Genomic DNA, 23,405 nt, shown 5'->3' on the forward strand with positions numbered 1-23,405 from the left:
GTAGCGTCGGGGCATGACTGACCGGCGCGACTTCACGATTGACGTCCCGACCGAGACTCTGGTCAATTTGCGCGAGCGCCTGGAGGGGACGCGTTTCTCGCGTCCGGTCGGTGAGGGCTGGGAAGCGGGCACTGACCCGGACTACCTCGCCGACTTCGTGACGTCCTGGGCGCACGACTTCGACTGGCGTGTCACCGAAGTGTCCGTGAACCAGCTGCCGCAGAAGCTTGTGCGCGTGTCTGGGACCGATATTCATGTGATCCACGTTTCGGCCCAAGCGGATGCAGGTCAACCGCCCGCGATTCCCCTCGTGCTGACGCACGGCTGGCCGAGCTCGTTTTTCGAGTTTCTTCCCGTGATCGGACCGTTGACCGATCCAGCGCGCCACGGTGGCGATGCCGCTGACGCATTCGATGTCGTCATTCCCTCCCTCCCTGGCTTCGGGTTCTCCTCTCGACTAGCGGATGGCCCGACAGAGCCGTCCCGGATCGCCGACCTCTGGGTGGAGCTGATGGACACACTCGGCTACGGACGCTTCGGTGCGTATGGCGGCGACATCGGATCGCATGTCACTAACTTTCTCGGGGCACGGCACGCTGACCGTCTAGTGGGGGTGTTCACCCACCATCCGAATCTGCACCCCGATCTTGACCCTGACGTTCCGCTCTCCGCGGCCGAGCAGCTCTACGTCCAGCAGCGGAGTGCCGATGCCGGTGGCAGGGATGACAGCTACGCAGCGGTACAGGCTGCCAGGCCTAATTCCCTCGCGCCAGGACTGTCAGATTCCCCAGCAGGCCTCGCCGCCTGGCTGATCGAGAAATACCGGGAATGGAGTGATTGCGATGGTCGTCTCGAGTCGGCACTCGACCGCCAGACGTTGATGAACATCGCCACGTTGTACTGGGTCACCAACTCGATCGGCACGTCGTTCCTGCCGTACTACGACGAGGAAGCGACCCCGCCCCTACCACCGGTCACCGCTCCTGCTGGACTGATACTCACCCCGGAGGACGCAAACTACCCGCGCGAGTTCGCAGCCAGAGCCTATCGCGACATCCGTCTCTGGCGAGGTCCTGAGCCCGGCGGCCATTTCCTCGCGCTTGAACAGCCTGAACGTCTCGTTCGCGACCTTCGCGACTTCTACCGGCCATTCCGTGCTCGGTCCGCTCAGGGGTCGAGTGAGTCTTCCGGCGTGTGACTCCCGCTCTTAGCGACGCAGCTTCAACCAGAGGCCACCGAGCGGAGGAAGCGACACACTCGCCGACGCAGGGCGCCCGGCCCACGGCTCGTCTGTAGCGTGCACCACGCCCAGGTTGCCGACGCCAGAACCGCCGTATTCGACGGCATCCGTGTTCAGGATTTCATCCCATTCACCGGCGAACGGCAGGCCGATCCGGTAGTTGAGGTGGGGGTTCCCCGAGAAGTTGAACAGGCAGGCCAGCACTGTGCCGTCATCGTCCTTGCGGAGGAATGTCACGACGTTCTGGCCGGCAGCCCCGCCATCCAGCCATTCGAAGCCGCGCGAATCGTTGTCGAGCTGCCACAGCGCCGGCGTCTCCACGTAGACGCGGTTGAGGCGGCCAACCAGGGTGAAGAGGCCACGATGGGCCGGCTGGTCGAGCATCCACCAGTCGAGGCCGCGCTGCTCGCTCCACTCTGAGCGCTGGCCGAACTCCTGGCCCATGAACAGGAGCTGCTTTCCGGGGTGCGCCCACATAAAGGCCAGGTACACGCGAGTGTTGGCAAGCTGTTGCCAGGAGTCACCCGGCATCTTCGACACCAGCGAGCCCTTGCCGTGCACGACCTCGTCGTGGCTGATGGGCAGCAGGAAGCTCTCGCTGAAGGCGTATGCAAACGAGAACGTGATGTCGTTGTGGTGGTACGAGCGATACATCGGGTCTTGCTGCATGTACTGCAGCGAGTCGTGCATCCAGCCCATGTTCCACTTCAGGCCGAAGCCGAGTCCGCCGCTGTGCGTCGGCGCCGTGACGCCCGGCCAGCTCGTCGACTCTTCCGCGATCATCACCGTCCCTGGGTTGCGCTTGTACGCGGTGGCCGTGACCTCCTGCAACAACGCGATGGCTTCGAGGTTCTCCCGGCCGCCGCGGATATTAGGCTCCCAGCCACCTTCCTCCCGCGAATAGTCGAGGTACAGCATGGAGGCGACGGCGTCGACGCGGAGACCGTCGATGTGAAACTCCTCCAGCCAGTAGAGGGCGTTGGCGACCAGGAAGTTGCGCACCTGGGACTGGCCGAAGTCGAAGACGTACGTGCCCCAGTCCAGCTGTTCGCCGCGCTTGGGGTCTGGATGTTCGTACAGCGGCTGGCCGTCGAAGCGGGCCAGCGCCCACTCGTCCTTGGGGAAGTGGCCAGGCACCCAGTCCATGATCACGCCGATGCCGGCCTGGTGCAGGCGGTCGATCAGGTAGCGCAGGTCGTCAGGGTGCCCGAACCGGCTGGTCGGGGCGTAGTACCCGGTGACCTGGTAGCCCCACGACCCGCCAAACGGATGCTCGGCCAGCGGCATGAACTCGACATGCGTATACGCCAGCTCACCCAGGTACGCGATGAGCTCGTCGGCGAGATCGCGGTAGCCAAGTCCTGGGCGCCAGGACCCGACGTGCATCTCGTACACGCTCATCGGGCGATTGTGCGGATCGGTGTTGCCGCGCTGCTCCAGCCAAGCCGCATCGTCCCAGCTGTACGACGAGGTGCCAATGACGGATGCCGTCGCCGGCGAGACCTCCGTGTAGCGGGCCATCGGGTCGGCACGGCGCACCCACTCGCCCGACTGGGCGAGGATCTCGAACTTATAGTTGCTGCCGGGTTGCAGCCCAGGCACGAACAGTTCCCACACCCCTGTGCTGCCCATATTGCGCATGGCGTGGGTCGCGCCGGCCCAGCCGTTGAAGTCACCGATGACTCGGACGGCCTGTGCGTGCGGCGCCCAGACGGTGAATGATGTGCCGAGTGTCGTGCCGAGAACCCCGGCGTGCTCCCGATAGTGCGCACCGAGCGCGTCCCAGAGGCGCTCGTGCCTGCCCTCTCCGATGAGGTGCAGGTCGAGTTCGCCGATCGATGGCGTGTAGCGGTACGGATCGTCAGCGATCCATGCCGGACCGTTGGCGTAGGTGGTCTCCAGCGTGTAGTCCTGCATGCCGAGTGTGCTGTAGCCCTGCCAGATGCCGTGGCCGATGTGGGCGAGCTCCACCCTGGCACCGGTCGGGAGCACCGCGAAGACCTCAGCCGCCAACGGACGCAGGGCACGGATCACCGTGACGGGGTCGCTGACGCCGGGCATCTCGACGAGATGCTGGCCGAGCACCGCGTGCGGGTTGAAATAGCTGCCGGCGGCAACGGCCTCCACAACTGCGGTCGGCGGAACCGGGATCTGCAGGCGGTCGTCCTTCGCGGGTTGCTTCATCGGCCGATTTCCTTTCGTGGTGCGGCGACTCGCTGGTGGGTGGCTTTCGGTGCGGTGCGTGGGAGGACCTGAAGGATGTGCACGGGCTCCGTGAAGGCATCCAGGCGCACGTAATTGTCGGCGAACCAGGTCCACACAGACCCCGTGACCAGGTCGCGCACCTCGAATGCCTCGCCGGGCTCAATGCCGAACGCCGCCACGTCGAGGTGCACGACGGTTTCGCGCACGGAATGCGGGTCGACGTTCGCAACGATGATGAGGGCATCCGCGTGGCCTGATGGCGTGAACTGTGCGGCCAGGTACTTGCTGTAGACGAGGATGGAGTCGTCTTCGCTTTCGTGCAGGGTGAGATTGCGCAGCTGCCGGAGCGCTGGGTGTTCTGCCCTGATGTGGTTGAGCAGTGTGATGAACGGTGCGAGCGACTGGCCGCGCGCCTCAGCCTTCGCGAAATCACGCGGCCGATACTCGTACTTCTCATTGTCGATGTTCTCTTCTGCACCGGGTCTGGCCACGCTCTCGTACAGCTCGAAGCCGGAGTACACGCCCCAGATCGGGCTGGCCGTCGCGGCCAGGGCTGCCCGGATCTTGAACGCGGCAGGGCCACCGAACTGCAGGTACTCGCTGAGGATGTCCGGCGTGTTCACGAACAGGTTTGGCCGCAGGAAGTCGGCGGTGTCATGGGCAAGCGAATCGAAGAACTCCTCGAGTTCCTCCTTCGTGTTGCGCCACGTGAAGTAGGTGTACGACTGCTGGAAGCCGACCTTGGCGAGCGCGTGCAGCAGTGCTGGCCTGGTGAAGGCCTCTGCGAGGAAGACGACATCGGGGAACTCTGCGTTGACCGTGCCGATCAGCCATTCCCAGAAGTCGAGCGGCTTCGTGTGCGGGTTGTCGACCCGGAAGATCCGAACGCCGGCGACGATCCAGTGCCGCACGATGCGGAGCACCTCTGCCCGGATGCCCTCCGGATCGTTGTCGAAGTTGACCGGGTAGATGTCCTGGTACTTTTTCGGCGGGTTCTCTGCGTATGCGATGGTGCCGTCTGGCAGGGTCGTGAACCACTCAGGGTGCTCGGCGACCCATGGGTGGTCTGGCGAGGCCTGCAGGGCCAGGTCGATGGCCACCTCGATGCCGAGTGACTCTGCCTTGCCGACGAAGTACGTGAAGTCCTTCAGCGTGCCGAGGTCGGGGTGGATGGCGTCGTGCCCGCCGGCCGACGATCCGATCGCCCAAGGCGACCCTGGGTCGTTCGGCCCGGCATCCAGCGAGTTGTTCGGTCCCTTGCGGTATGCCCGGCCGATCGGGTGGATGGGCGGCAGGTAGAGCACGTCGAATCCCATGGCCGCGACGGCCGGCAGTCGGCGAGCGGCAGTGCGGAACGTTCCGCTCGACCAGGTGCCGTCCGGGCCGCGCCTGGCGCCCTCAGAGCGGGGAAAGAACTCGTACCAGGCGCCGACGCCGGCCCTCGTGCGTTCCACGATGACCGTGCGGCTCTCTGACTCGGTGCTGAGGCTGGCGAGCGGATGCCGCGCAATCCACGCCGCGAGCTTCGGGTTCTCCGCGGCGGCCAGTCGTTCGGTGTTGGTCAGTGTCACATCGGCCAGCGTCGCGGCCGCAGCGGCGAATGCGCGCCGTTCTGCTGGTGTGCGTGACGCGTCGTGCGCCGCCCCTGACAGCAGCTCCTCGCCGATGGTGAACATCAGCGGGGCGTCGACACCGGCCGCGATCTTGACCGTGGCGTTGTGCTGCCAGGTGGCGAAGTCATCCGCGTATGCCCGCACTCGATAGGTCCACGCGCCCTGTTCGTGCAACTGCACGTCTGTGCCGAACCTGTCGGTGCCTGGCGCGAGGAGTGACATGGGGTGCGTGGTCGTTGCACCGTTCGGTGCGGTGAGCAGCAGCGTGACACCGATCTGGTCGTGGCCCTCGCGAAACGCCGTCGCGGCGAATGGCACGACCTCCGTGGCGAACGCACGCGCTGGCCAGCGGTTATCGCCGAGCTGCGGCGACAGGTCAAGGATGGGGATGCGCCCGACCTGCGCGGGCGGAACCGGTGGCAGCGGTGTGTGGCTGCGCCCGGAGCCCGTGTGCTCGGTGTGCGTGTGGACATCCGCTGCCGCGAGGGAGCTGCCGGGAACGTTGGTGAGATTCGCTGTCTTAGCCACACCATGACCGTAGCGTGAAACGCCACAAAATCCGGAGTGCCGACGTGTACACATTCCTCCCGCGCCGCCCATAGTGTTAGCACCGTGAAGGCGATCCGGAAATTTACTGTCCGTGCAGTGTTGCCAGAGCCGTTGCTGGCTCTCGAAGAGTTGTGCGGCAATCTTCGATGGTCATGGCATGAGCCGACCAGGCAGCTCTTCGAGCACATCGCCCCAGACCTGTGGCGCGACCTCGGCCACGACCCTGTTGCGCTGCTCGGCGCCGTCGATCCAGCCAGGCTGGCACTTCTGGCGACAGACGCTGACTTCGTCGCTGGGGCCAACGCCGAGCGCGATGAGCTGCGCTCATACCTGAACGAACCGCGTTGGTACCAGGGCCTTGAGGGCCAGAAGCCAGAGCGAATCGCATACTTCTCGCCCGAGTTCGGCATCGCCGCAGCGTTGCCTCAGTACTCCGGCGGTCTCGGCATCCTGGCCGGTGACCATCTGAAGAGCGCCTCAGACCTCGGCGTTCCGCTGGTCGGCGTCGGCCTGTTCTACCGGGCCGGCTACTTCAGCCAGTCGATTTCATCTGACGGCTGGCAGATGGAGAGTTACCCGCTGCTTGACCCGGATGGCCTGCCGTTGTCGGTGCTCCGTCGCCCGGACGGCTCAGATGTTCAGGTGGCCCTTGCCCTGCCCGACGGTCGCACCCTGCACGCCAGGGTCTGGCAGGCGCTGGTTGGCCGGGTAAGCCTGCTGCTGCTCGACACCGACATTCCGGAGAACGACGACGAGCTGCGCCTGGTCACCGACCGCCTGTACGGAGGCGGGGGAGAGCACCGGCTGCTACAGGAGATCCTGCTCGGCATCGGGGGAGCGCGGGCCGTCAAGCTGTGGAGCAAGCTGAACGACCTGCCAGAACCAGAGGTGTTCCACACCAACGAGGGGCACGCAGGATTCCTCGGCCTGGAGCGCATCGGCAGTCTGATCGGGGAAGGCCTCAGCTTCCCGGAGGCACTCCAGGTGGCCAGGGCCGGCACCGTGTTCACCACCCACACTCCCGTCGCCGCCGGGATCGACAGGTTCGACCGGTCTCTCATCCGGCGCTATTTCGAGACCGACCTGCTGCCTGGCGTTGAGGTGGATGACATCCTCGCCCTCGGAGCGGAGGCCGGGCAGGGCGCCTCCCCAGATGTCTTCAACATGGCGACCATGGGGCTGCGCCTCGGTCAGCACGCCAATGGCGTGTCGAAGCTGCACGGCGAAGTCAGCCGGGAGATGTTCAAGGGCCTGTGGCCGGGCTTCGACCCCAGCGAGGTGCCGATCACGTCGATCACCAACGGGGTGCATGCGCCAACGTGGACAGATCCTGCACTGCTGCGCCTCGCCCACAGCCGGCTCGGCGCCGTCGACACCACGACGGCCGACTGGAACTCGCCGAGCATCACAGACGCCGACCTCTGGGCGGTGCGCGGATTCATGCGCCTGCAGTTCGTTGAAGACGCGCGGCGTCGCATCCGCTCTGCCTGGGTTCAGCAGAACCAGGGCGGGGTGCCGCCGGTGTGGATGAGCCATGTTTTCAGCCCTGACGTGCTCACGATCGGCTTCGCCAGGCGCGTGCCGACGTACAAGCGACTGACCCTGATGTTGCACGACCCCGAGCGCCTGCGCGCCCTGCTCACGCACCCGGAACGCCCGATTCAGATCGTCATCGCGGGTAAGTCGCACCCGGCCGACGAAGAGGGCAAGCGGCTCATCCAGCAGATCGTGCACTTCGCGGAGGACCCTGAGCTTCGCACCCGCATCGCGTTCCTGCCCGACTACAACATCGCCATGGCGCAGCTGATGTACCCGGGAACGGATGTCTGGCTGAACAACCCGCTCCGCCCGCTTGAGGCGTGTGGAACATCGGGCATGAAGGCCGCACTGAACGGTGTGCTCAACCTCTCGATCCTCGATGGCTGGTGGCCGGAGTACTACGACGGCAAGAACGGCTGGGCGATTCCCTCTGCCGACTCTGCCGGCGATTCAGCCGAGCGAGACAAGTTGGAGGCTGAGGCGCTCTACGACCTCATCGAGCACCAGGTAGCCCCCAGCTTTTATGAGCGCGACGCTGACGGCATCCCAGAGCGCTGGGTGGGTGCTGTGCGGCACACGCTTTCAGGGCTGTCGCCTGAGCTCAGCTCCGACCGCATGGTTCGGCAGTACGTCGAAGAGCTCTATGTGCCCGCGAGTCGTTACGAAGCCCTACTCAGCGAGGAACACTATCTCGCGGCCAGGGATCTCGCGGCGTGGAAGGACACCGTGCAGTCGGCGTGGCCAGGCGTCGCGGTGAGCCATGTCGAATCCGGAGGAGTCGGCCCTGTGCCGCAGGTGGGCGATGAGCTGCACCTGCGCGCTCACGTGCAGCTGAACGGATTGACGGCCGACGACGTCTCCGTCGAGGTCGTCTACGGGCGCAGCTCAAGCGCAGAGGACCTCTCCGACGTCGAGACCCAGGCGCTGTCACTCGTGGACAACGAGAAGGCAGGGGGAGCGGTGCCTCGCACCGGTGCGCTCTACACGGGAACCGTCAGGCTGAAGCGTGCTGGGAGCTTCGGCTACACCGTGCGGATCGTGCCGAACAACCCGCTGCTGGCCAGTCACGCAGAGATGGGACTGGTGGCGCTCGCCGGGTAGGTGAGGCCTCGCGGGTCTCGCTGGTATCGCGGGCCACGCGCCGTTCGCCGCGCCCGCTGTGGTTCACCGCTACCGCTATAGCGGGCGCGACGAACCACAACGGGCGCGGCCATAAGGAAAATGACCCATGCCACTCGTTGAGGAGCGCCCGAGGAACGAGGACAGGTCAGGGGCGCGCTATGTCCGCGAAGACCGCGTTCGTGGCGCGCTGCAGGTCGGCGGGTGCCAGTTCGATGTCGAAGCCGCGCCGGCCCCCGGAGACGAAGATGGTGTCGTAGAGCAATGCCGTCTCGTCCACCACTGTGGCCAGCGGGGTCTTCTGGCCGATCGGGCTGATGCCGCCGACGATGTAGCCGGTCTTCCGCTCAGCAAGCTTCGGATCGGCCATGACGGCCTTCTTGGCACCGACCGCCGTGGCGAGCGCCTTGAGATCGAGCTGGCCGGTGACGGGAACGACGCCGACGACGAGCGCGGCATCCGCTTCAACCAGCAGCGTCTTGAACACCTGGGCCGGATCGAGACCCAGCTTGTCCGCGGCCTCCTGTCCGTAGTTCACGGCGTTGGACTCATGCGCGTACAGGTGCGGGGTGAACGGGATGCCGGCGGTCGCCAATGCAAGCGTCGCAGGGGTGCCAGCGCCCAGGTCGGGTTTCTTGCCCGCAGCTGTCTTGTTCGCCATCATCCCCGCCTCACTCGCCTGCGCTACTCGCCTGCGTCTCGATATGTCTGCCTCAGTGTGCCCTGAACAGCTGCATCGAGGTACCTGACATGGCAACGGTACCGCCGGGGAGCAACGGCTCCCGATCGGCCCCTAGCTCATCGTGGCTGGAGTCCCAGAGCAGCTCGTACGAGGTGACGCCCTCGTGCGCAGGCAGGGTCACCAGGGTGTCGCTCTCGACAGCATGCACGATCAATAGCACTCGGTTGAATTCCTCGTGCTCAGGCGTGCTCGCAACCAGGTACTGCAGCGTGCGTTGTGTGGGGGAGTTCCAGTCCTCTGGTGACATCGAACTGCCGTCAGTGTCGTACCAGTCCATCTGGCTGGCACCCGGGATGGTCTCGCCGAACCGGCCGTACCGCACCGGGCGGAGCGCCGGGTTCTCGCGGCGCAGCTGGAGCAGGCGCTTGCTCACTCTGAGGAGGTCCTTCTGCCAGTCGTCGAGCGACCAGCCCAGCCAGGTGAGTTCACTGTCGTGGCAATACGGGTTGTTGTTCCCGCGCTGGCTGCGACCGAATTCGTCGCCGGCTGTGATCATCGGAATGCCGGCCGACAGCAACAGGGTCCCAAGCAGGTTGCGCATGGCCTTCCGCCGCGTGGTCAGGATGGAGGCGTCCCTGGTCGGGCCCTCAACGCCGTGATTGTACGAGTTGTTGTTGCTGCTCCCGTCGCGGTTCGACTCCCCGTTGCCGAGGTTGTGCTTCACGTTGTACGCGGTGAGGTCCGCGAGCGTGAACCCGTCGTGCGCCGTGATGAAGTTGAGGGAGGCCAGCGGGCCGCGCTCCTCAGCGAAGGTGTTCGACGAGCCGGCAAGCCGGGTGGCGAACCGACCGATGCCGCTCCCAGCTGAGCCCGTTTCCCTGGCCACCTGGATGTCGGTGAGCCAGAAGTCACGCATCCGGTCGCGGTACCTGTCGTTCCACTCCGACCAGCCGTCCCGGAAGTTGCCGGTCTGCCAGCCGCCCATGCCAACATCCCACGGTTCGGCGATCAGCTTCACGTTCTGCAACTCTGGGTCATCCTGGATGGCCACGAGCAGCGGATGGTCGCGCCGGTAGGTGACGGTCTCATCGCGACCGAGGGCAACGGCGAGGTCAAAGCGGAACCCGTCGATCTGCACCTCGTTGGCCCAGTACTTCAGCGAGTCGAGCACGAGACGGCTGGGCTCAGCCCGACTGAAGTCGAGAGTATTGCCGCAGCCGGTGACGTCGATGTACGCCCCGTTCTCGTCTTGCCGATAGTAGGCGGCGTTGTCGATGCCGCGGAAGCTGTACACCGGGCCGTTGGGGCCCTCCTCAGCTGTGTGGTTGTACACCACATCGAGGATGACCTCGAGGCCCGCCTCGTGCAGCATCTTGACCATGCCCTTGAATTCCCGGAGCACGGCCTCTGGGCCGGCCTGCTGCGCAGCCTTCGTCGCGTAGTCGGCGTGCGGGGTGAAGAAGTTGAGGGTGTTGTACCCCCAGTAGTTGGTCCTGCCCTGCTTGATCAGGCGGTCCTCAGAGGCGAACGCATGCACGGGGAGCAGCTCGATGCTCGTCACGCCGAGCTCTCTGAGGTAGTCAGTGACAGCGGGGTGGGCGAGCCCGGCATACGTGCCGCGCAGCTCCGTCGGTACGTTCTGGTTCTGCATGCTCAGCCCGCGCACATGGGCTTCGTACACCACGGTGTGGTCGAGCGGAATGGCGGGCTTGGCCGAGTCGCCCCAGTCGAAGGTGCCGTCGACGACGACGGACTGCCACTGGCTGGTACCGACACGCACCAGGCCACGCGCATAGGGCTCCACCAGCGTCTTCTCGGGGTGGAACGCGTTCTTGGGCCCAGCGGCGCCATACACGCGGATGCCATACCGGCGCCCGGGGGAGAGCGTGCGGCTCTTGCCGCTCCAGACGTTGTCGGCATCTCTGGTCATCGCCACGGTCTTGATGACCCAGTTGGGGTCGGTGTCGTCAAAGATGCACAACTCCATGGCGTCTGCCGCTTCAGACCAGACGCGAAGCTCCCCTCCGTTGGAGGTCACCCTCACGCCAAGGTTGCGCAGGGAATCAGCCGCTGTCATGCGTTCTAGAGTAGTGAATGTGACGGTTTACCTTGACCATGCAGCAACCACCCCCATGCTCCCCGCAGCAATCTCGGCCTACGCGGAGGCGATGGGCGTCGTCGGAAACCCGGCATCCATCCACAGCCTTGGCCAGAACGCGAAGCGGATGCTGGAAGAAGCCAGAGAGATCGTGGCGGCCAGTGTCGGTTCAGATCCCATCGAGATCGTCTTCACCGGCGGTGGCACAGAGTCTGTGAACCTGGCTATCAAGGGCCTCTGGTGGGCGCGAAGCCCCCGCACACGCATCCTGGTTCCCGGCGGCGAGCACCACGCCACCATGGACACCGTCGAATGGCTGGAGCGACACGAGGGCGCCACCATCGAGTGGATCCCGCTTGACTCCCTCGGACGCATCGACCTGGGCGCCCTTGAACGCGCCATCGAATCCGATCCTGACAGTGTTGCCCTCGTCACCCTGCTGGCCGCAAACAACGAGGTCGGCACCATCCAGCCCATCGAGCAGGTGGCCGCGCTCGCCGCAGCACACGGCATCCCTGTGCACGTCGACGCCATCTCTGCCTACGGCCATGTTCCCATCGACTTCGCCTCCCTGAGCGCCCTCGGCGTCTCGGCCATCAGCATCTCGGCCCACAAGATCGGCGGCCCCGTCGGCATCGGCGCACTCGTACTGTCGCGCACGGCCACGGTCGTGCCGCTCATCCACGGCGGCGGGCAGCAGCGGCAGGTACGAAGCGGAACACAGGATGTCGCAGCTGCCGTCTCGTTCGCTGTGGCGGCATCCGCTGCAATGCAGGCCATGCCCAGCGAAGTCGAGCGGCTGGGCGCGCTTCGTGACCGCCTGGTCGACGGTGTGCTCGCCGCGGTGCCGTCCGCCGTGCTGAACGGCGACCCAGAGCCAGCAGGGCGGATCGCCAGCAACGCGCACTTCACCTTCGCCGGCTGCGAGGGCGACTCACTGCTGTTCCTGCTCGATGCCGCCGGCGTCTCCGTGTCGACGGGCTCAGCCTGCCAGGCCGGTATTCCAGAGCCGTCGCACGTGCTGCGGGCAATGGGCCGCACCGAGATCGAGGCCCGCGGCGCGCTGCGGATCACGCTTGGCCGCACGTCGACCGACGCCGACGTCGACGCCTTCCTCGCTGCCCTGCCTGTGGCCTACGCGCAAGCCTCGCGCGCCGGTCTTGCCGATCGACTGCCAGGAACCGGCGCTTACACTTAAGCCATGAAGGTTTTGGCAGCAATGAGCGGTGGGGTGGATTCCGCCGTCGCCGCAGCACGCGCGGTAGAGGCAGGGCACGAGGTGGTCGGGGTTCACCTGGCACTCAGTCGAATGCCGGGAACACTCCGCACCGGCAGCCGCGGCTGCTGCACCATCGAAGACTCCATGGATGCCCAACGCGCGGCCAACATCATCGGCATCCCGTACTACGTGTGGGACTTCTCAGAGCGATTCAAGCTCGACGTCGTTGACGACTTCATCGCCGAGTACTCGGCCGGACGCACACCGAACCCCTGCATGCGCTGCAACGAGCGCATCAAGTTCGCCGCCTTGCTTGAGAAGGCCATCGCCCTCGGCTTCGACGCTGTCGTGACCGGCCACTACGCGAGCATCGAGACGGATGCCGACGGCAACAAAGAACTGCACCGCGCTGCGGCCTGGGCCAAGGACCAGTCCTACGTGCTCGGTGTGCTCACCGCAGAGCAGATCAATCACTCGATGTTCCCGCTCGGCGCGACGCCGTCCAAGGCCGAGGTGCGCGCTGAGGCCGCAGAACGCGGTTTCTCTGTGGCCAACAAGCCCGACTCCCACGACATCTGCTTCATCCCTGACGGCGACACCCGTGGCTGGCTGGCCGACCGCGTCGGTGCAGAGCAGGGCGCAGTGCTCGACCGCGCAGGCGAGGTCATCGGCAAGCACGAAGGCGCCCACGCCTTCACCGTCGGACAGCGCAAGGGCATCAACATCGGCTACCCGGCAGAAGACGGCAAGCCCCGCTTCGTGCTCGAGGTGCGACCCAAGACCAACGAGGTCGTCGTCGGTCCGCGTGAGGCACTCGACATCGTCGAGATCGCCGGGCAGAAGTTCACCTGGGCAGGGGTCGCTCCGCTGCACCCGGATGTCGCCTTCGACTGCGAGGTTCAGATTCGCGCCCACGCTGACCCGGTTCCCGCCGTCGCACAGGTGGTGCAGGGTGCCGATGGCGTGCTCGAACTGAAGATCATCCCGAACAACCCCCTGAACGGCGTCGCCCCAGGGCAGACGGCCGTGGTGTACGTCGGCACGCGCGTGCTCGGCCAGTGCACCATCGATCGCACGGTGTCTGCGGTACCCGTTCCGCTTCCGGCCCCCGTGCCGGTTACTGCTTAGCAGCGTCGCTTCTTCCCCTGTCGGTGCCCCTGCCTAAACTGGGGGCGTGACAGATATGTACTCCGCAGCAGAACGTGACGCCGCCAGCGAAGAGGTCGCGCAGCTCACCACCCGAATTCTTGAGCTTCGCGACGCCTATTACGAGCAGAACGCGCTCGTCGCCTCCGACGAGGAATACGACGGCCTCATGCACCGGCTCGAAGAGCTGGAGCGCTTGTTCCCAGAGCTGGCCAGCCAGGACAGCCCAACGCAAACCGTCGGCGGGCGTGCGCAGAGCCTGTTCGATCCCGTCGAACACGCAGAGCGGATGCTCAGCCTCGACAACGTGTTCAGCATCGACGAGTTCGAAGCCTGGGCTGCCAAGGCACGGCGTGACGCCGGCCGTCCAGTGCACTATCTCTGCGAGCTCAAGATCGACGGGCTGGCCATCAACCTGCGCTACGAGAACGGCGTGCTCATCACGGCCGCCACTCGCGGAGACGGAGTCGTCGGCGAAGACGTCACGGAGAACATCGCGTTGGTCCCCGGCATACCCCGCCGCCTGCTCGGCACCGGGCATCCGCCGCTCGTCGAAGTGCGCGGAGAGATCTTCTTCCCCGTTGAGTCGTTCGCAGAACTGAATGCACTGCAGAGCGCGTCGGGGGAGCGCGTCTTCGCCAACGCCCGCAACGCGGCCAGCGGATCGCTCCGCCAGAAGTCAGAGAATAAGACCGACGCGCAGTTGAAGCTCATGCGCGCGCGTCTCGGCCGGCTGCGCATGCTCGTGCACGGTATCGGCGCCTGGCCCAATCCGCCCGTGGCCGCGCAGTCTGAGGTGTACGAACTGCTCGCAGGCTGGGGTCTGCCGACCAGCACCCACTACCGGGTGGTTGAGACTGTCGACGCCGTCGATGAGTACATTCGCTACTACGGCGAGCACCGAAACAGCGTCGAGCACGAGCTCGATGGCATCGTGATCAAGCTCGACGAACTCGAACTGCACGCCGAACTCGGTGCGACCAGCCGGGCGCCGCGGTGGGCGATCGCATACAAGTACCCGCCTGAGCAGGTGAACACCAAGTTGCTCGACATCGTGGTGAGCGTCGGTCGCACCGGAAGGGCAACCCCGTTTGCCGTGATGGAAAAGGTGCGCGTTGCCGGCTCAGAGGTGCGCCAGGCCACGCTGCACAACCAGGACGTCGTCAAGGCCAAGGGTGTCATGATCGGTGACACCATCGTGCTGCGGAAGGCCGGAGACGTCATCCCAGAGGTCCTCGGCCCCGTCGTCGAACTGCGCGACGGCAGCGAGCGGGAGTTCGTCATGCCCACTCTCTGCCCGGAGTGCGGCACGCCCCTGGCCCCTGCCAAGGAAGGCGACATCGACCTGCGCTGCCCCAACGCGAAAAGTTGCCCCGCGCAGGTGCGCGGCAGGGTCGAGCACGCCGGTTCACGCGGAGGACTCGACATTGAGGCTCTCGGCGAGGTAGCCGCTGCTGCATTGACCCAGCCGCTTGCGCCCGTTGACCCGCCGCTTCCCACGGAGGCAGGCCTGTTCTCGCTGCGGCTGGAAGACATCTTCCCGGTCACCGTGATTGTGCGGGACAACGAGACCGGGCTGCCGAAACTGACCGAGGATGGTGTCCCCAAGGAAGTCACGCCCTTCCGTCGCAAACGGAAGAAGACCGGCAAGGACGCCGACGCTGCATTCGATCCGGCGGCGCTTGAGTTCGACGGCGATGAAGACTTCGTGCCATCGAAGAACGCCAGGGAGCTGCTCGCGAACCTGGAGCTGGCCAAGACCAAGCCGCTCTGGCGCATCCTGGTGGCGCTCAACATCCGCCATGTCGGGCCGGTAGCCGCTCGTGCGCTGGCCAACCACTTCGGCTCTCTTGACCTGATTCGTGCCGCGAGCCGTGACGAACTGGCCGAGGTTGATGGTGTCGGAGGCATCATCGCCGACGCTGTCATCGACTGGTTCACCGTCGACTGGCACCAGGACATCGTGTCGCAGTGGACAGACGCCGGCGTGCAGTTCTCGACACCCGACCACCCAGGACCTGGCGCCGCGGCGGCCGCAGGCGGTGTCTTGAGCGGACTGACGGTTGTTGCCACTGGATCACTTGAGGGCTTCTCGCGCGAAGGCGCCCAGGAGGCGATCATCGCGGCGGGCGGCAAGGCGGCATCCAGCGTGTCCAAGAACACCGACTTCGTCGCCGCGGGACCCGGTGCCGGCTCAAAACTGGCCAAGGCAGAACAACTGGGCGTTCGGGTGATAGACGCCGATGGCTTCCGACTTCTGCTCGCTGAGGGTCCCTCAGCGCTCCCGGTCTTATAAGCCGTCACGAAAGCCGTCTGGTAAGTGCAGCTGGCCCTTGTCGAACCTCGTTTCGTTTCCGGCTCGTTTCCGCCTGGCTACGCCGGCGTGCCAATTGGGTAATTGACCCCACAAACCCCCCGTAACGGGGGTGGACTGGCCGCCTTTTGGGGTTGCTCCGCCGATAAGCTGAAACCACCAGACAGGTGTTTGGCGCGAGACCACATGTGGTCTTTCGTACGTGAGGGGACGTGCCCTGCTTGCTGTTGGACGTTGCAACAGTTCTCACCGCCTCGCTCGCTCTCATGGGAGTGCGTGAGGACATTGGCGCGCATGCGCAGGTAACAGGGACCGTCGCGGCGTCGGTTGAGGCGCGTGTTTCCGATCGCCCCGGCGATGGTGTGCAGACGGCTCTCTGGCTCAACGTTTCTCCTGGTCTGGGGTCGTCTGTTGAAGTCGATCTGGCGGCCCTTCGCAACGTCTCTGGGCTCACGCTTTTGGCCGGCATGTCGAAGCTGCCACAGAGCGAAATGGCCAGCTTCGTCGGCAAATACCCCGCGCAGGTCGACGCCCTCCTGACGAATCCGCCGGTCGCCGTGCGCGTGAGTGCGCTGTGGAACTCCTTCTCAGCGCGGGAGCGGGCAACGTTGCTCTCGGCGAGCCCTCGCCTGGTCGGCAATCTCGACGGCATCCCGTTGAAAGCACGCGGCGAAGCAAACCTGCGCTACCTCAACGAGAGCATGGCTGGGCTGCAAACCCAGCTGAACGGAACGTTGTCATCGGTAGACCGCTCCAAGGCGACAGGCACGCTGGCTGTCCTGACGCAGGTCCGGCTGGCGCTCACGCCCAGGGAAGACGGTGCCGTTCGCACGTTGGTTCTCCTCGACATCGCTGACGGCGGTCGCGCTGCCATTGCCATCGGCAACCCCGACACTGCGTCGCACGTGAGCTATCTGATTCCCGGAATGAACTTCGGCGTCTACGAGCAGATGGTCAACTGGACGAACATGGCCGAAGACCTCTACGACGAGCAACGCTCTGTTTTGAAAGCGGCAAACGACAAGAAGACCGCAGACCCGGGCAGGAAGAGCGTGTCCACCGTGGCCTGGATCGGCTATGAGACGCCATCACTTTTCACCGTCGGCGGTCTGGACAAGGCCACGAAGGGCGCATCCCTTCTCGAGAATGACTGGCTCGGCCTGCAGGCCTCACGCGGACTCGACCGGCCATTCCTCACCGTCATCGGCCACTCGTACGGGTCGACCGTGTCGCTCGCTGCCCTGGCACAGGGCTCTGTGCGCGCAGATGCCCTGGTTCTTGTCGGCTCACCGGGCAGCCCGGTGCAGAGCGTCGACAGTCTCGACGTGCCGGCCAATAAAGTCTTCGTCGGCGAAGCCGACTGGGACCCAGCGGTCGACAGTGCCTTCTTCGGTGCCGATCCTGGCGATGCCTCCTTCGGCGCCCGCACGCTCGGTGTCTCTGGCGCCACTGACAGGGTGACGGGGGAATACCTCGCCGGTTCCTTCGGCCACAACGACTATTTCACCCCCGGCAGCGAGTCCTTGCACAACATGGCGTTGATCGGAACCGACAACGCGGAACTGGTGACGGCCGGCGACGAATAGAATTGAAGCATCCACCTCGACGAACCGTATGGAGCTTCATGTCTGAAATCACGGCTGAGCAGGTAGCCCACCTGGCCAACCTCGCCCGAATCGACCTCAGTCCAGAGGAAATTCTGGGCATCACCGCAGAACTCGGCCAGATCGTCGACTCCGTGGCCAAAGTAAGCGCTGTTGCCACGCCGGATGTTCCGGCCACCAGCCACCCGGTGCCACTCACCAACGTTTTCAGGGAAGACGTCGTCGTTCCCTCGCTCACCGTTGAGCAGGCCCTGTCGGGCGCTCCTGAGCGCGATGGCGACAAATTCCGTGTTCCCGCAATTCTGGACGAGGACTAACAATGACCGAACTGATCAAGCACTCCGCCTCCGCACTGGCCGGGCTCCTCTCCTCAGGTGAGGTCAGCTCCGTTGAGGCGACCAAGGCACACCTCGACCACATCGAGGCCGTCGACACCGACGTGCACGCTTTCCTGCACATCGCAGGCGACGCAGCCCTCGCCACCGCAGCCCTCGTTGACGCACGCCGTGCCGCTGGTGAGAAGCTCGGCCCGCTCGCGGGCGTGCCGATCGCCATCAAGGACGTCCTGGCGACCAAGGACATGCCGACCACCTCTGGGTCGAAGATCCTTGAAGGCTGGATTCCGCCCTACGACGCCACGGTCGTCGCGCGCCTGCGTGCCGCAAACCTGATTCCCCTCGGCAAGACCAACATGGACGAGTTCGCCATGGGGTCATCCACAGAGCACTCCGCATACGGCCCCACCAGGAACCCCTGGAACCTTGAGCGCATCCCCGGCGGCTCCGGTGGCGGTTCCGCCGCTGCCGTCAGCGCGTTCGAAGCTCCGCTTGCCCTCGGCAGCGACACCGGTGGATCGATCAGGCAGCCCGCAGCCGTCACCGGTTCCGTCGGCGTCAAGCCCAGCTACGGCGGGGTGTCCCGCTACGGCGCCATCGCGCTGGCGTCATCACTCGACCAGGTCGGCCCCGTCTCCCGCACCGTCCTCGACGCTGCCATGCTGCACGATGTCATCGGCGGCCACGACCCGCTCGACTCGACCTCCCTCACCGACGCCTGGCCATCCATGACGGATGCCGCCCTCGCCGGTCTGAAGGACGGCGCGCTGAAGGGCGTGCGCGTCGGTGTCATCAAAGAACTCTCCGGTGCTGGCTTCCAGCCCGGTGTCACCCAGCGCTTCAACGAGACGCTGGCCATGCTGGCCGCTGCAGGCGCAGAGATCACCGAGGTCAGCACCCCTCACGTCGAGTATGCGGTTGCCGCGTACTACCTGATTCTCCCGGCTGAAGCCTCCAGCAACCTGGCGCGCTTCGACTCCGTCAGGTTCGGCATTCGGGTGAACCCCGAAGAGGGCTCACTCACGAGCGAGCGCGTCATGGCTGCGACCCGTGAGGCCGGCTTCGGTCCAGAGGTCAAGCGCCGCATCATCCTCGGTACATACGCACTTTCTGCGGGCTACTACGACGCGTACTACGGCAGCGCCCAGAAGGTTCGCACGCTCATCCAGCGCGACTTCGACGCAGCGTTCGAGAAGGTCGACGTCCTGGTGTCCCCGAGCGCGCCGACGACGGCATTCAAGTTCGGCGAGAAGCTCGAAGACCCGATGGCGATGTACCTGAACGACATCACGACGATTCCCGCGAACCTGGCCGGTATCCCCGGAATGGGACTTCCCATGGGCCTCGCGCCGGAGGACGGCCTGCCCGTCGGCCTGCAGGTCATGGCACCGGTTCGCCAGGACGCGCGTCTCTACACGTTCGGAGCCGCTGTCGAAGCACTGCTTGAGGCGAACTGGGGTCACACCCTGCTCAGCCAGGCGCCGTCACTGACGTCCATTGAAATGTTTGCCAGCGAAGAAGGGGCCCTCTAATGGCGAAGGCTGAATTGATGGACTACGACAAGGCCATCGAGCTGTACGAACCGGTACTCGGGTTCGAAGTACACGTCGAACTCAACACCAAGACCAAGATGTTCTGCGGCTGCGCAAACGAATTCGGCCAGGGTGCGAACACGAACACCTGCCCGACCTGCCTCGGCCTCCCCGGCGGCCTGCCCCAGGTGAACCAGAAGGCCATCGAGTCCAGCATCCGCCTCGGCCTCGCCCTTGGTTGCGAGATCGCGGAGAGCTCGCGGTTCGCACGCAAGAACTACTTCTACCCGGACACCGCGAAGAACTTCCAGACCTCGCAGTACGACGAGCCCATCGCCTTCAACGGATCGCTCACCATCGAACTGGCCAACGGCCGCCAGGTCACCGTCGACATCGAGCGCGCCCACATGGAGGACGACGCAGGCAAGCTCACCCACAAGGGTGGCGCGACGGGTCGCATCCAGGGTGCTGACTACTCGCTCGTCGACTACAACCGCGGCGGCGTTCCGCTCGTTGAGATCGTCACGCGCATGATCGAGGGCGGCGAGGCTGACTCCCCGGAGATCGGCAAGACCTACGTCGCCGCCGTGCGCGAGATCGTCAAGGCACTCGGCGTGTCGAACGCCCGCATGGAAGAGGGAAACGTGCGTTGCGACGCCAACGTCTCCCTGCGCCCGCGCGGTTCCAACGTGCTCGGCACGCGCACGGAGACCAAGAACGTCAACTCGCTTCGTTCCGTCGAGCGTGCGGTTCGCTACGAGATCCAGCGTCAGGCTGCCGTGCTCTCCGCCGGTGGCACCATCACGCAGGAGACCAGGCACTGGCACGAAGACACCGGACGCACGTCGGCCGGTCGTCCGAAGTCGGATGCCGATGACTACCGTTACTTCCCGGAACCAGACCTGCTGCCCGTCGCGCCGTCGCGCGAATGGGTCGAGGAACTGCGCCTGACCCTGCCGGAGCCCCCTGCGGAACGCCGCAAGCGCCTGCAGGCCGACTGGGGCTTCGCAGCACTCGAGTTCCAGGACGTCGTCAACTCCGACCTCCTCGACGTCGTCGAGGCCACCGTCGCCGCTGGTGCCCCAGCGCAGTCCGCACGCAAGTGGTGGACCGGCGAGATCGCCAGGCTCGCCAACGCGCAGGGCGTTACCCCTGATTCCCTCGTCGAGCCGGCGCAGGTTGCCGCGCTCATCGAACTCGTTGAGGCCGGCACGCTGACCGACCGCCTCGCCCGTCAGGTGCTGGAGGGCGTCATCGCCGGAGAGGGCACCCCGACAGAGGTCGTCGCCTCTCGTGGTCTCGCTGTTGTTTCAGACGATGGCGCGTTGATCGCCGCCATTGACGAGGCTCTCGCGAGCCAGCCCGACGTGCTTGCGAAGATCCAGGATGGCAAGGTGCAGGCCGCCGGCGCCGTCATCGGCGCTGTCATGAAGGCTATGAAGGGTCAGGCAGATGCCGCTCGCGTGCGCGAGCTGGTGCTTGAGCGCGCTTCGGCCGCCGTCTAATCATGATCAGGAAGCGCGACAAGTCGGCAGGGTCCGCCGCTGAACCGAACCCCGCAGCAGACGGACAGGAATCGGCATCCGCTGTGGTGTTCGGTGTTGGCGCCCAGGTGATCGTGCGGCTGGACCGGAGTGTATATCCGGATTCGACCGTGCAGGACCCGAGCGCTGTCATCGTGGCTTCGGGCGACATGACCGGCGGTGGGCTGTTCGCTCCGACGTCCATTCGCGACGCTGTCTGGGTGGTTGAATTCGACGAGCCGTTTTACGCGCTCGACGGGTCAGGACCGTTCGAGACGGCACGCGTGGCGTCCAGCTCTCTGTCGGCTGCACCGGAATGGCACGCGCCGTGAATGCAATGTCTGCGCGGTCTCCCTCGAAGTCTGAGATCAGGCGCTGGCGCCGCTACCTGGCCGATGAGCAGGCAGAGGCCGCCGTGTATCGCGATCTTGCCGGTCGCCGCTCAGGTGAAGAACGCGAGATCTTGCTCGCCCTCGCCGAGGCGGAGGGTCGACACGAGGCGCACTGGCGTGAACTGCTCGGCGACCAGGTAGGACCAGAGCGCCCAGGCGCGCTTCGTACCCGCATGCTGGGGTTCCTCGCGCGTCGATTCGGGTCGGTGTTCGTACTGGCTCTTGCCCAGTCGGCAGAATCCCGGTCGCCGTACACGGCTGACGTCGATGCAACGGATGCCATGGCTGCCGACGAGCGCATCCACGAAGAGGTCGTGCGCAGCCTGGCTGCGCGCGGCCGAATGCGGCTCTCAGGCACGTTCCGTGCGGCTGTCTTCGGCGTCAACGACGGACTCGTCAGCAACCTGGCGCTCGTTCTCGGTATTGGGGCGACCGGCGTGCCTGCTGCGACGATCCTGTTCACCGGCATCGCCGGCCTGCTGGCCGGTGCGCTGTCGATGGGTGCGGGGGAGTACGTTTCCGTGCGATCGCAGCGGGAACTTCTGGAGGCATCCACTCCGAACCCAGCGACGAGGGAGATCCTGCCGCACCTCGACCTGGAAGCCAACGAACTCACGCTGGTTTACCGCGCCAGGGGCATGGCCCCAGATGAAGCAGCGAAGCATGCTCGTGAAGTATTGCTCGCGGTCGCCATCCAGACTGGGCCGATCAGCACTGCCGGCCTCGCCTCGCCCGATGAAGATCCCATCGATGAGCACGAAGCGATCGGCAACGGGCTGAGCGCTGCCATCTCCAGCTTCTGCTTCTTCGCCTCCGGCGCCCTGCTGCCCGTGCTGCCGTACCTGTTCGGTCTTGACGGACTCGCAGCCATCGTCGTGGCATCCGTGCTGGTGGGTCTCGCCCTGCTCGCCACCGGTGCTGTCGTCGGAGTGCTCTCCGGTGCCCCGCCGCTCAAGCGCGCCATCCGGCAGTTGCTGATCGGATTTGGTGCAGCGGCCGTCACCTACGTTCTCGGCCTGTTGTTCGGAACGACCGGCATCTAGCGACTGCAGCCCCTGGGTTTCGTGCTCGTCGAGCGTGACGCCCAGGGGCTGTTCATCACCCAGCTGTTTCCATATGCTGTGGCCAGGATGCTTTTGGCCTGCGGCAGAGAGGCAACACTGGTGACAGTTGAGACGCCGGCACTCCGGTTGACGGGACTCACGAAGGCGTTCGGCGCGCTGCAGGCCGTCGATCACCTCGACCTCGACATCGCGGCCGGTGAGTTCTTCTCGATGCTCGGCCCCTCAGGGTCTGGCAAGACCACCGTGCTGCGCCTGATCGCCGGGTTCGAGCAACCGACCAGCGGCACCATCGAGCTGTTCGGCCAGGATGTGACGTCGAACGCGCCGTTTGACCGTGATGTGAACACGGTCTTCCAGGACTATGCGCTTTTCCCACATATGAACGTCGTGGACAACGTTGCCTATGGGCTGCGGGTGCGCGGCGTTGGGAAGAAAGAGCGCAGGGCGCGTGCCATGGAAGCCCTGGAGAAGGTGCGGCTGGGCACATTCGGCGACCGCAAGCCGTCGCAGCTTTCCGGCGGACAGCGCCAGCGGGTCGCCCTGGCGAGGGCAACCGTCGTCGCCCCCAAAGTGCTGTTGCTCGACGAGCCGCTGGGCGCACTTGACCTGAAGCTGCGTGAACAGATGCAGGTCGAGCTCAAGGAGATTCAGCGCGACCTGGGGATCACCTTCGTCTTCGTCACCCATGACCAGGAGGAAGCGCTGACGCTCAGCGACCGGATCGCCGTGTTCAACGACGGGAAGATCGAGCAGCTTGGTACCCCCGCAGAGATCTATGATCGTCCGGCGTCTCCGTTCGTCGCCAGGTTCGTCGGCACGTCAAACATCTTCACCGATGTGATGTCGCAGCAGCTGCTCGGGCGCGCTGGCACTCACTCGGTGCGACCGGAGAAGGTGACCGTCGGCCGGGCTGGGGCAGCCCAGGTGACTGATCGGAGCGCGGCAGGGACCCTCGCAGAAGTCATCTACGTGGGAAGCGGCACGCGGCTCATCATCGACCTCGATGCGGGGCAACGGGTGACCGCTCTTGAGCAGAACGATACCCACCGGGTGGGGGAAGACCAGCGCGGAGAGCGCGTGAATGTGGGGTGGAACGATCGTGACGTCGTGGTCCTGGTGGCCGCCGACATCTCCGAACCTCATTCTGCAACCGAAGCCGTCCCTCCTCCTGCACTGACCCATCAAGAGAACTGACCCATCAAGAGAACTGACCCATCAAGAGAACTGCTGC

16 protein-coding genes are annotated in these 23,405 nt (G+C 65.3%); 12 read left to right on the top strand and 4 right to left on the bottom strand.

Features of this window, described 5'->3' with window-relative positions:
* Positions 1 to 13 precede the first annotated feature (13 nt).
* On the top strand, positions 14 to 1,198 hold the full coding sequence (locus tag AC25Y4_RS02640; RefSeq protein ID WP_488118817.1) for an epoxide hydrolase family protein: 1,185 nt from the start codon (positions 14 to 16) through the stop codon (positions 1,196 to 1,198).
* Between the two features lie 9 nt (positions 1,199 to 1,207).
* Here AC25Y4_RS02640 and glgB read toward each other — a convergent pair whose 3' ends face one another.
* A complete protein-coding gene (gene glgB / locus AC25Y4_RS02645; RefSeq protein WP_488118818.1) occupies positions 1,208 to 3,424 on the bottom strand; it encodes a 1,4-alpha-glucan branching protein GlgB in 2,217 nt (738 codons plus the stop codon).
* Positions 3,421 to 5,640: an alpha-1,4-glucan--maltose-1-phosphate maltosyltransferase gene (locus tag AC25Y4_RS02650; RefSeq protein ID WP_488118819.1), complete on the bottom strand. Its 2,220-nt coding sequence runs from the start codon at positions 5,638 to 5,640 to the stop codon at positions 3,421 to 3,423. Before AC25Y4_RS02650 ends, glgB begins: the two co-directional genes overlap by 4 nt.
* A gap of 30 nt (positions 5,641 to 5,670) precedes the next feature.
* On the opposite strand from AC25Y4_RS02650, the gene glgP reads away from it, so the two are divergent.
* Positions 5,671 to 8,247 (top strand): alpha-glucan family phosphorylase, encoded by a 2,577-nt coding sequence (glgP, locus tag AC25Y4_RS02655; protein ID WP_488118820.1) that lies wholly within the window; start codon positions 5,671 to 5,673, stop codon positions 8,245 to 8,247.
* Positions 8,248 to 8,413: 166 nt separating this feature from the next.
* Here glgP and ybaK read toward each other — a convergent pair whose 3' ends face one another.
* A complete protein-coding gene (gene ybaK / locus AC25Y4_RS02660; protein ID WP_488118821.1) occupies positions 8,414 to 8,926 on the bottom strand; it encodes a Cys-tRNA(Pro) deacylase in 513 nt (170 codons plus the stop codon).
* A 52-nt stretch (positions 8,927 to 8,978) separates the two neighbouring features.
* Positions 8,979 to 11,024, bottom strand: a complete 2,046-nt coding sequence (gene glgX / locus AC25Y4_RS02665) for a glycogen debranching protein GlgX (RefSeq protein ID WP_488118822.1) — start codon at positions 11,022 to 11,024, stop codon at positions 8,979 to 8,981.
* Between the two features lie 19 nt (positions 11,025 to 11,043).
* Here glgX and AC25Y4_RS02670 point away from each other — a divergent pair, with 19 nt between their 5' ends.
* The 10 genes from AC25Y4_RS02670 to AC25Y4_RS02715 all read left to right on the top strand — a co-directional run bounded on the left by AC25Y4_RS02670 (position 11,044) and on the right by AC25Y4_RS02715 (position 23,368).
* Positions 11,044 to 12,243, top strand: coding sequence for a cysteine desulfurase family protein (locus AC25Y4_RS02670; protein ID WP_488118823.1), 1,200 nt, complete (start codon positions 11,044 to 11,046; stop codon positions 12,241 to 12,243).
* Between the two features lie 3 nt (positions 12,244 to 12,246).
* Positions 12,247 to 13,392: a tRNA 2-thiouridine(34) synthase MnmA gene (mnmA, locus tag AC25Y4_RS02675; RefSeq protein ID WP_488118824.1), complete on the top strand. Its 1,146-nt coding sequence runs from the start codon at positions 12,247 to 12,249 to the stop codon at positions 13,390 to 13,392.
* Between the two features lie 55 nt (positions 13,393 to 13,447).
* A complete protein-coding gene (gene ligA, locus AC25Y4_RS02680) occupies positions 13,448 to 15,706 on the top strand; it encodes an NAD-dependent DNA ligase LigA (protein WP_488119511.1) in 2,259 nt (752 codons plus the stop codon).
* Between the two features lie 239 nt (positions 15,707 to 15,945).
* Positions 15,946 to 17,310, top strand: coding sequence for an alpha/beta hydrolase (locus AC25Y4_RS02685; protein ID WP_488118825.1), 1,365 nt, complete (start codon positions 15,946 to 15,948; stop codon positions 17,308 to 17,310).
* Positions 17,311 to 17,348: 38 nt separating this feature from the next.
* Positions 17,349 to 17,645 carry an Asp-tRNA(Asn)/Glu-tRNA(Gln) amidotransferase subunit GatC gene (gatC, locus tag AC25Y4_RS02690; RefSeq protein ID WP_488118826.1) on the top strand — a complete coding sequence of 99 codons (297 nt, stop codon included), beginning with the start codon at positions 17,349 to 17,351 and terminating at the stop codon, positions 17,643 to 17,645.
* 2 nt (positions 17,646 to 17,647) lie between these two features.
* On the top strand, positions 17,648 to 19,195 hold the full coding sequence (gatA, locus tag AC25Y4_RS02695; protein ID WP_488118827.1) for an Asp-tRNA(Asn)/Glu-tRNA(Gln) amidotransferase subunit GatA: 1,548 nt from the start codon (positions 17,648 to 17,650) through the stop codon (positions 19,193 to 19,195).
* Positions 19,195 to 20,700: an Asp-tRNA(Asn)/Glu-tRNA(Gln) amidotransferase subunit GatB gene (gatB, locus tag AC25Y4_RS02700; RefSeq protein WP_488118828.1), complete on the top strand. Its 1,506-nt coding sequence runs from the start codon at positions 19,195 to 19,197 to the stop codon at positions 20,698 to 20,700. Before gatA ends, gatB begins: the two co-directional genes overlap by 1 nt.
* 2 nt (positions 20,701 to 20,702) lie before the next feature.
* On the top strand, positions 20,703 to 21,050 hold the full coding sequence (locus AC25Y4_RS02705; protein WP_488118829.1) for a hypothetical protein: 348 nt from the start codon (positions 20,703 to 20,705) through the stop codon (positions 21,048 to 21,050).
* 5 nt (positions 21,051 to 21,055) lie between these two features.
* On the top strand, positions 21,056 to 22,153 hold the full coding sequence (locus AC25Y4_RS02710; RefSeq protein ID WP_488119512.1) for a VIT1/CCC1 transporter family protein: 1,098 nt from the start codon (positions 21,056 to 21,058) through the stop codon (positions 22,151 to 22,153).
* 120 nt (positions 22,154 to 22,273) lie between these two features.
* Positions 22,274 to 23,368 (top strand): ABC transporter ATP-binding protein, encoded by a 1,095-nt coding sequence (locus tag AC25Y4_RS02715; protein ID WP_488118830.1) that lies wholly within the window; start codon positions 22,274 to 22,276, stop codon positions 23,366 to 23,368.
* Positions 23,369 to 23,405: the final 37 nt, after the last annotated feature.

The organism is Leifsonia sp. Y878 (genome assembly GCF_057669685.1).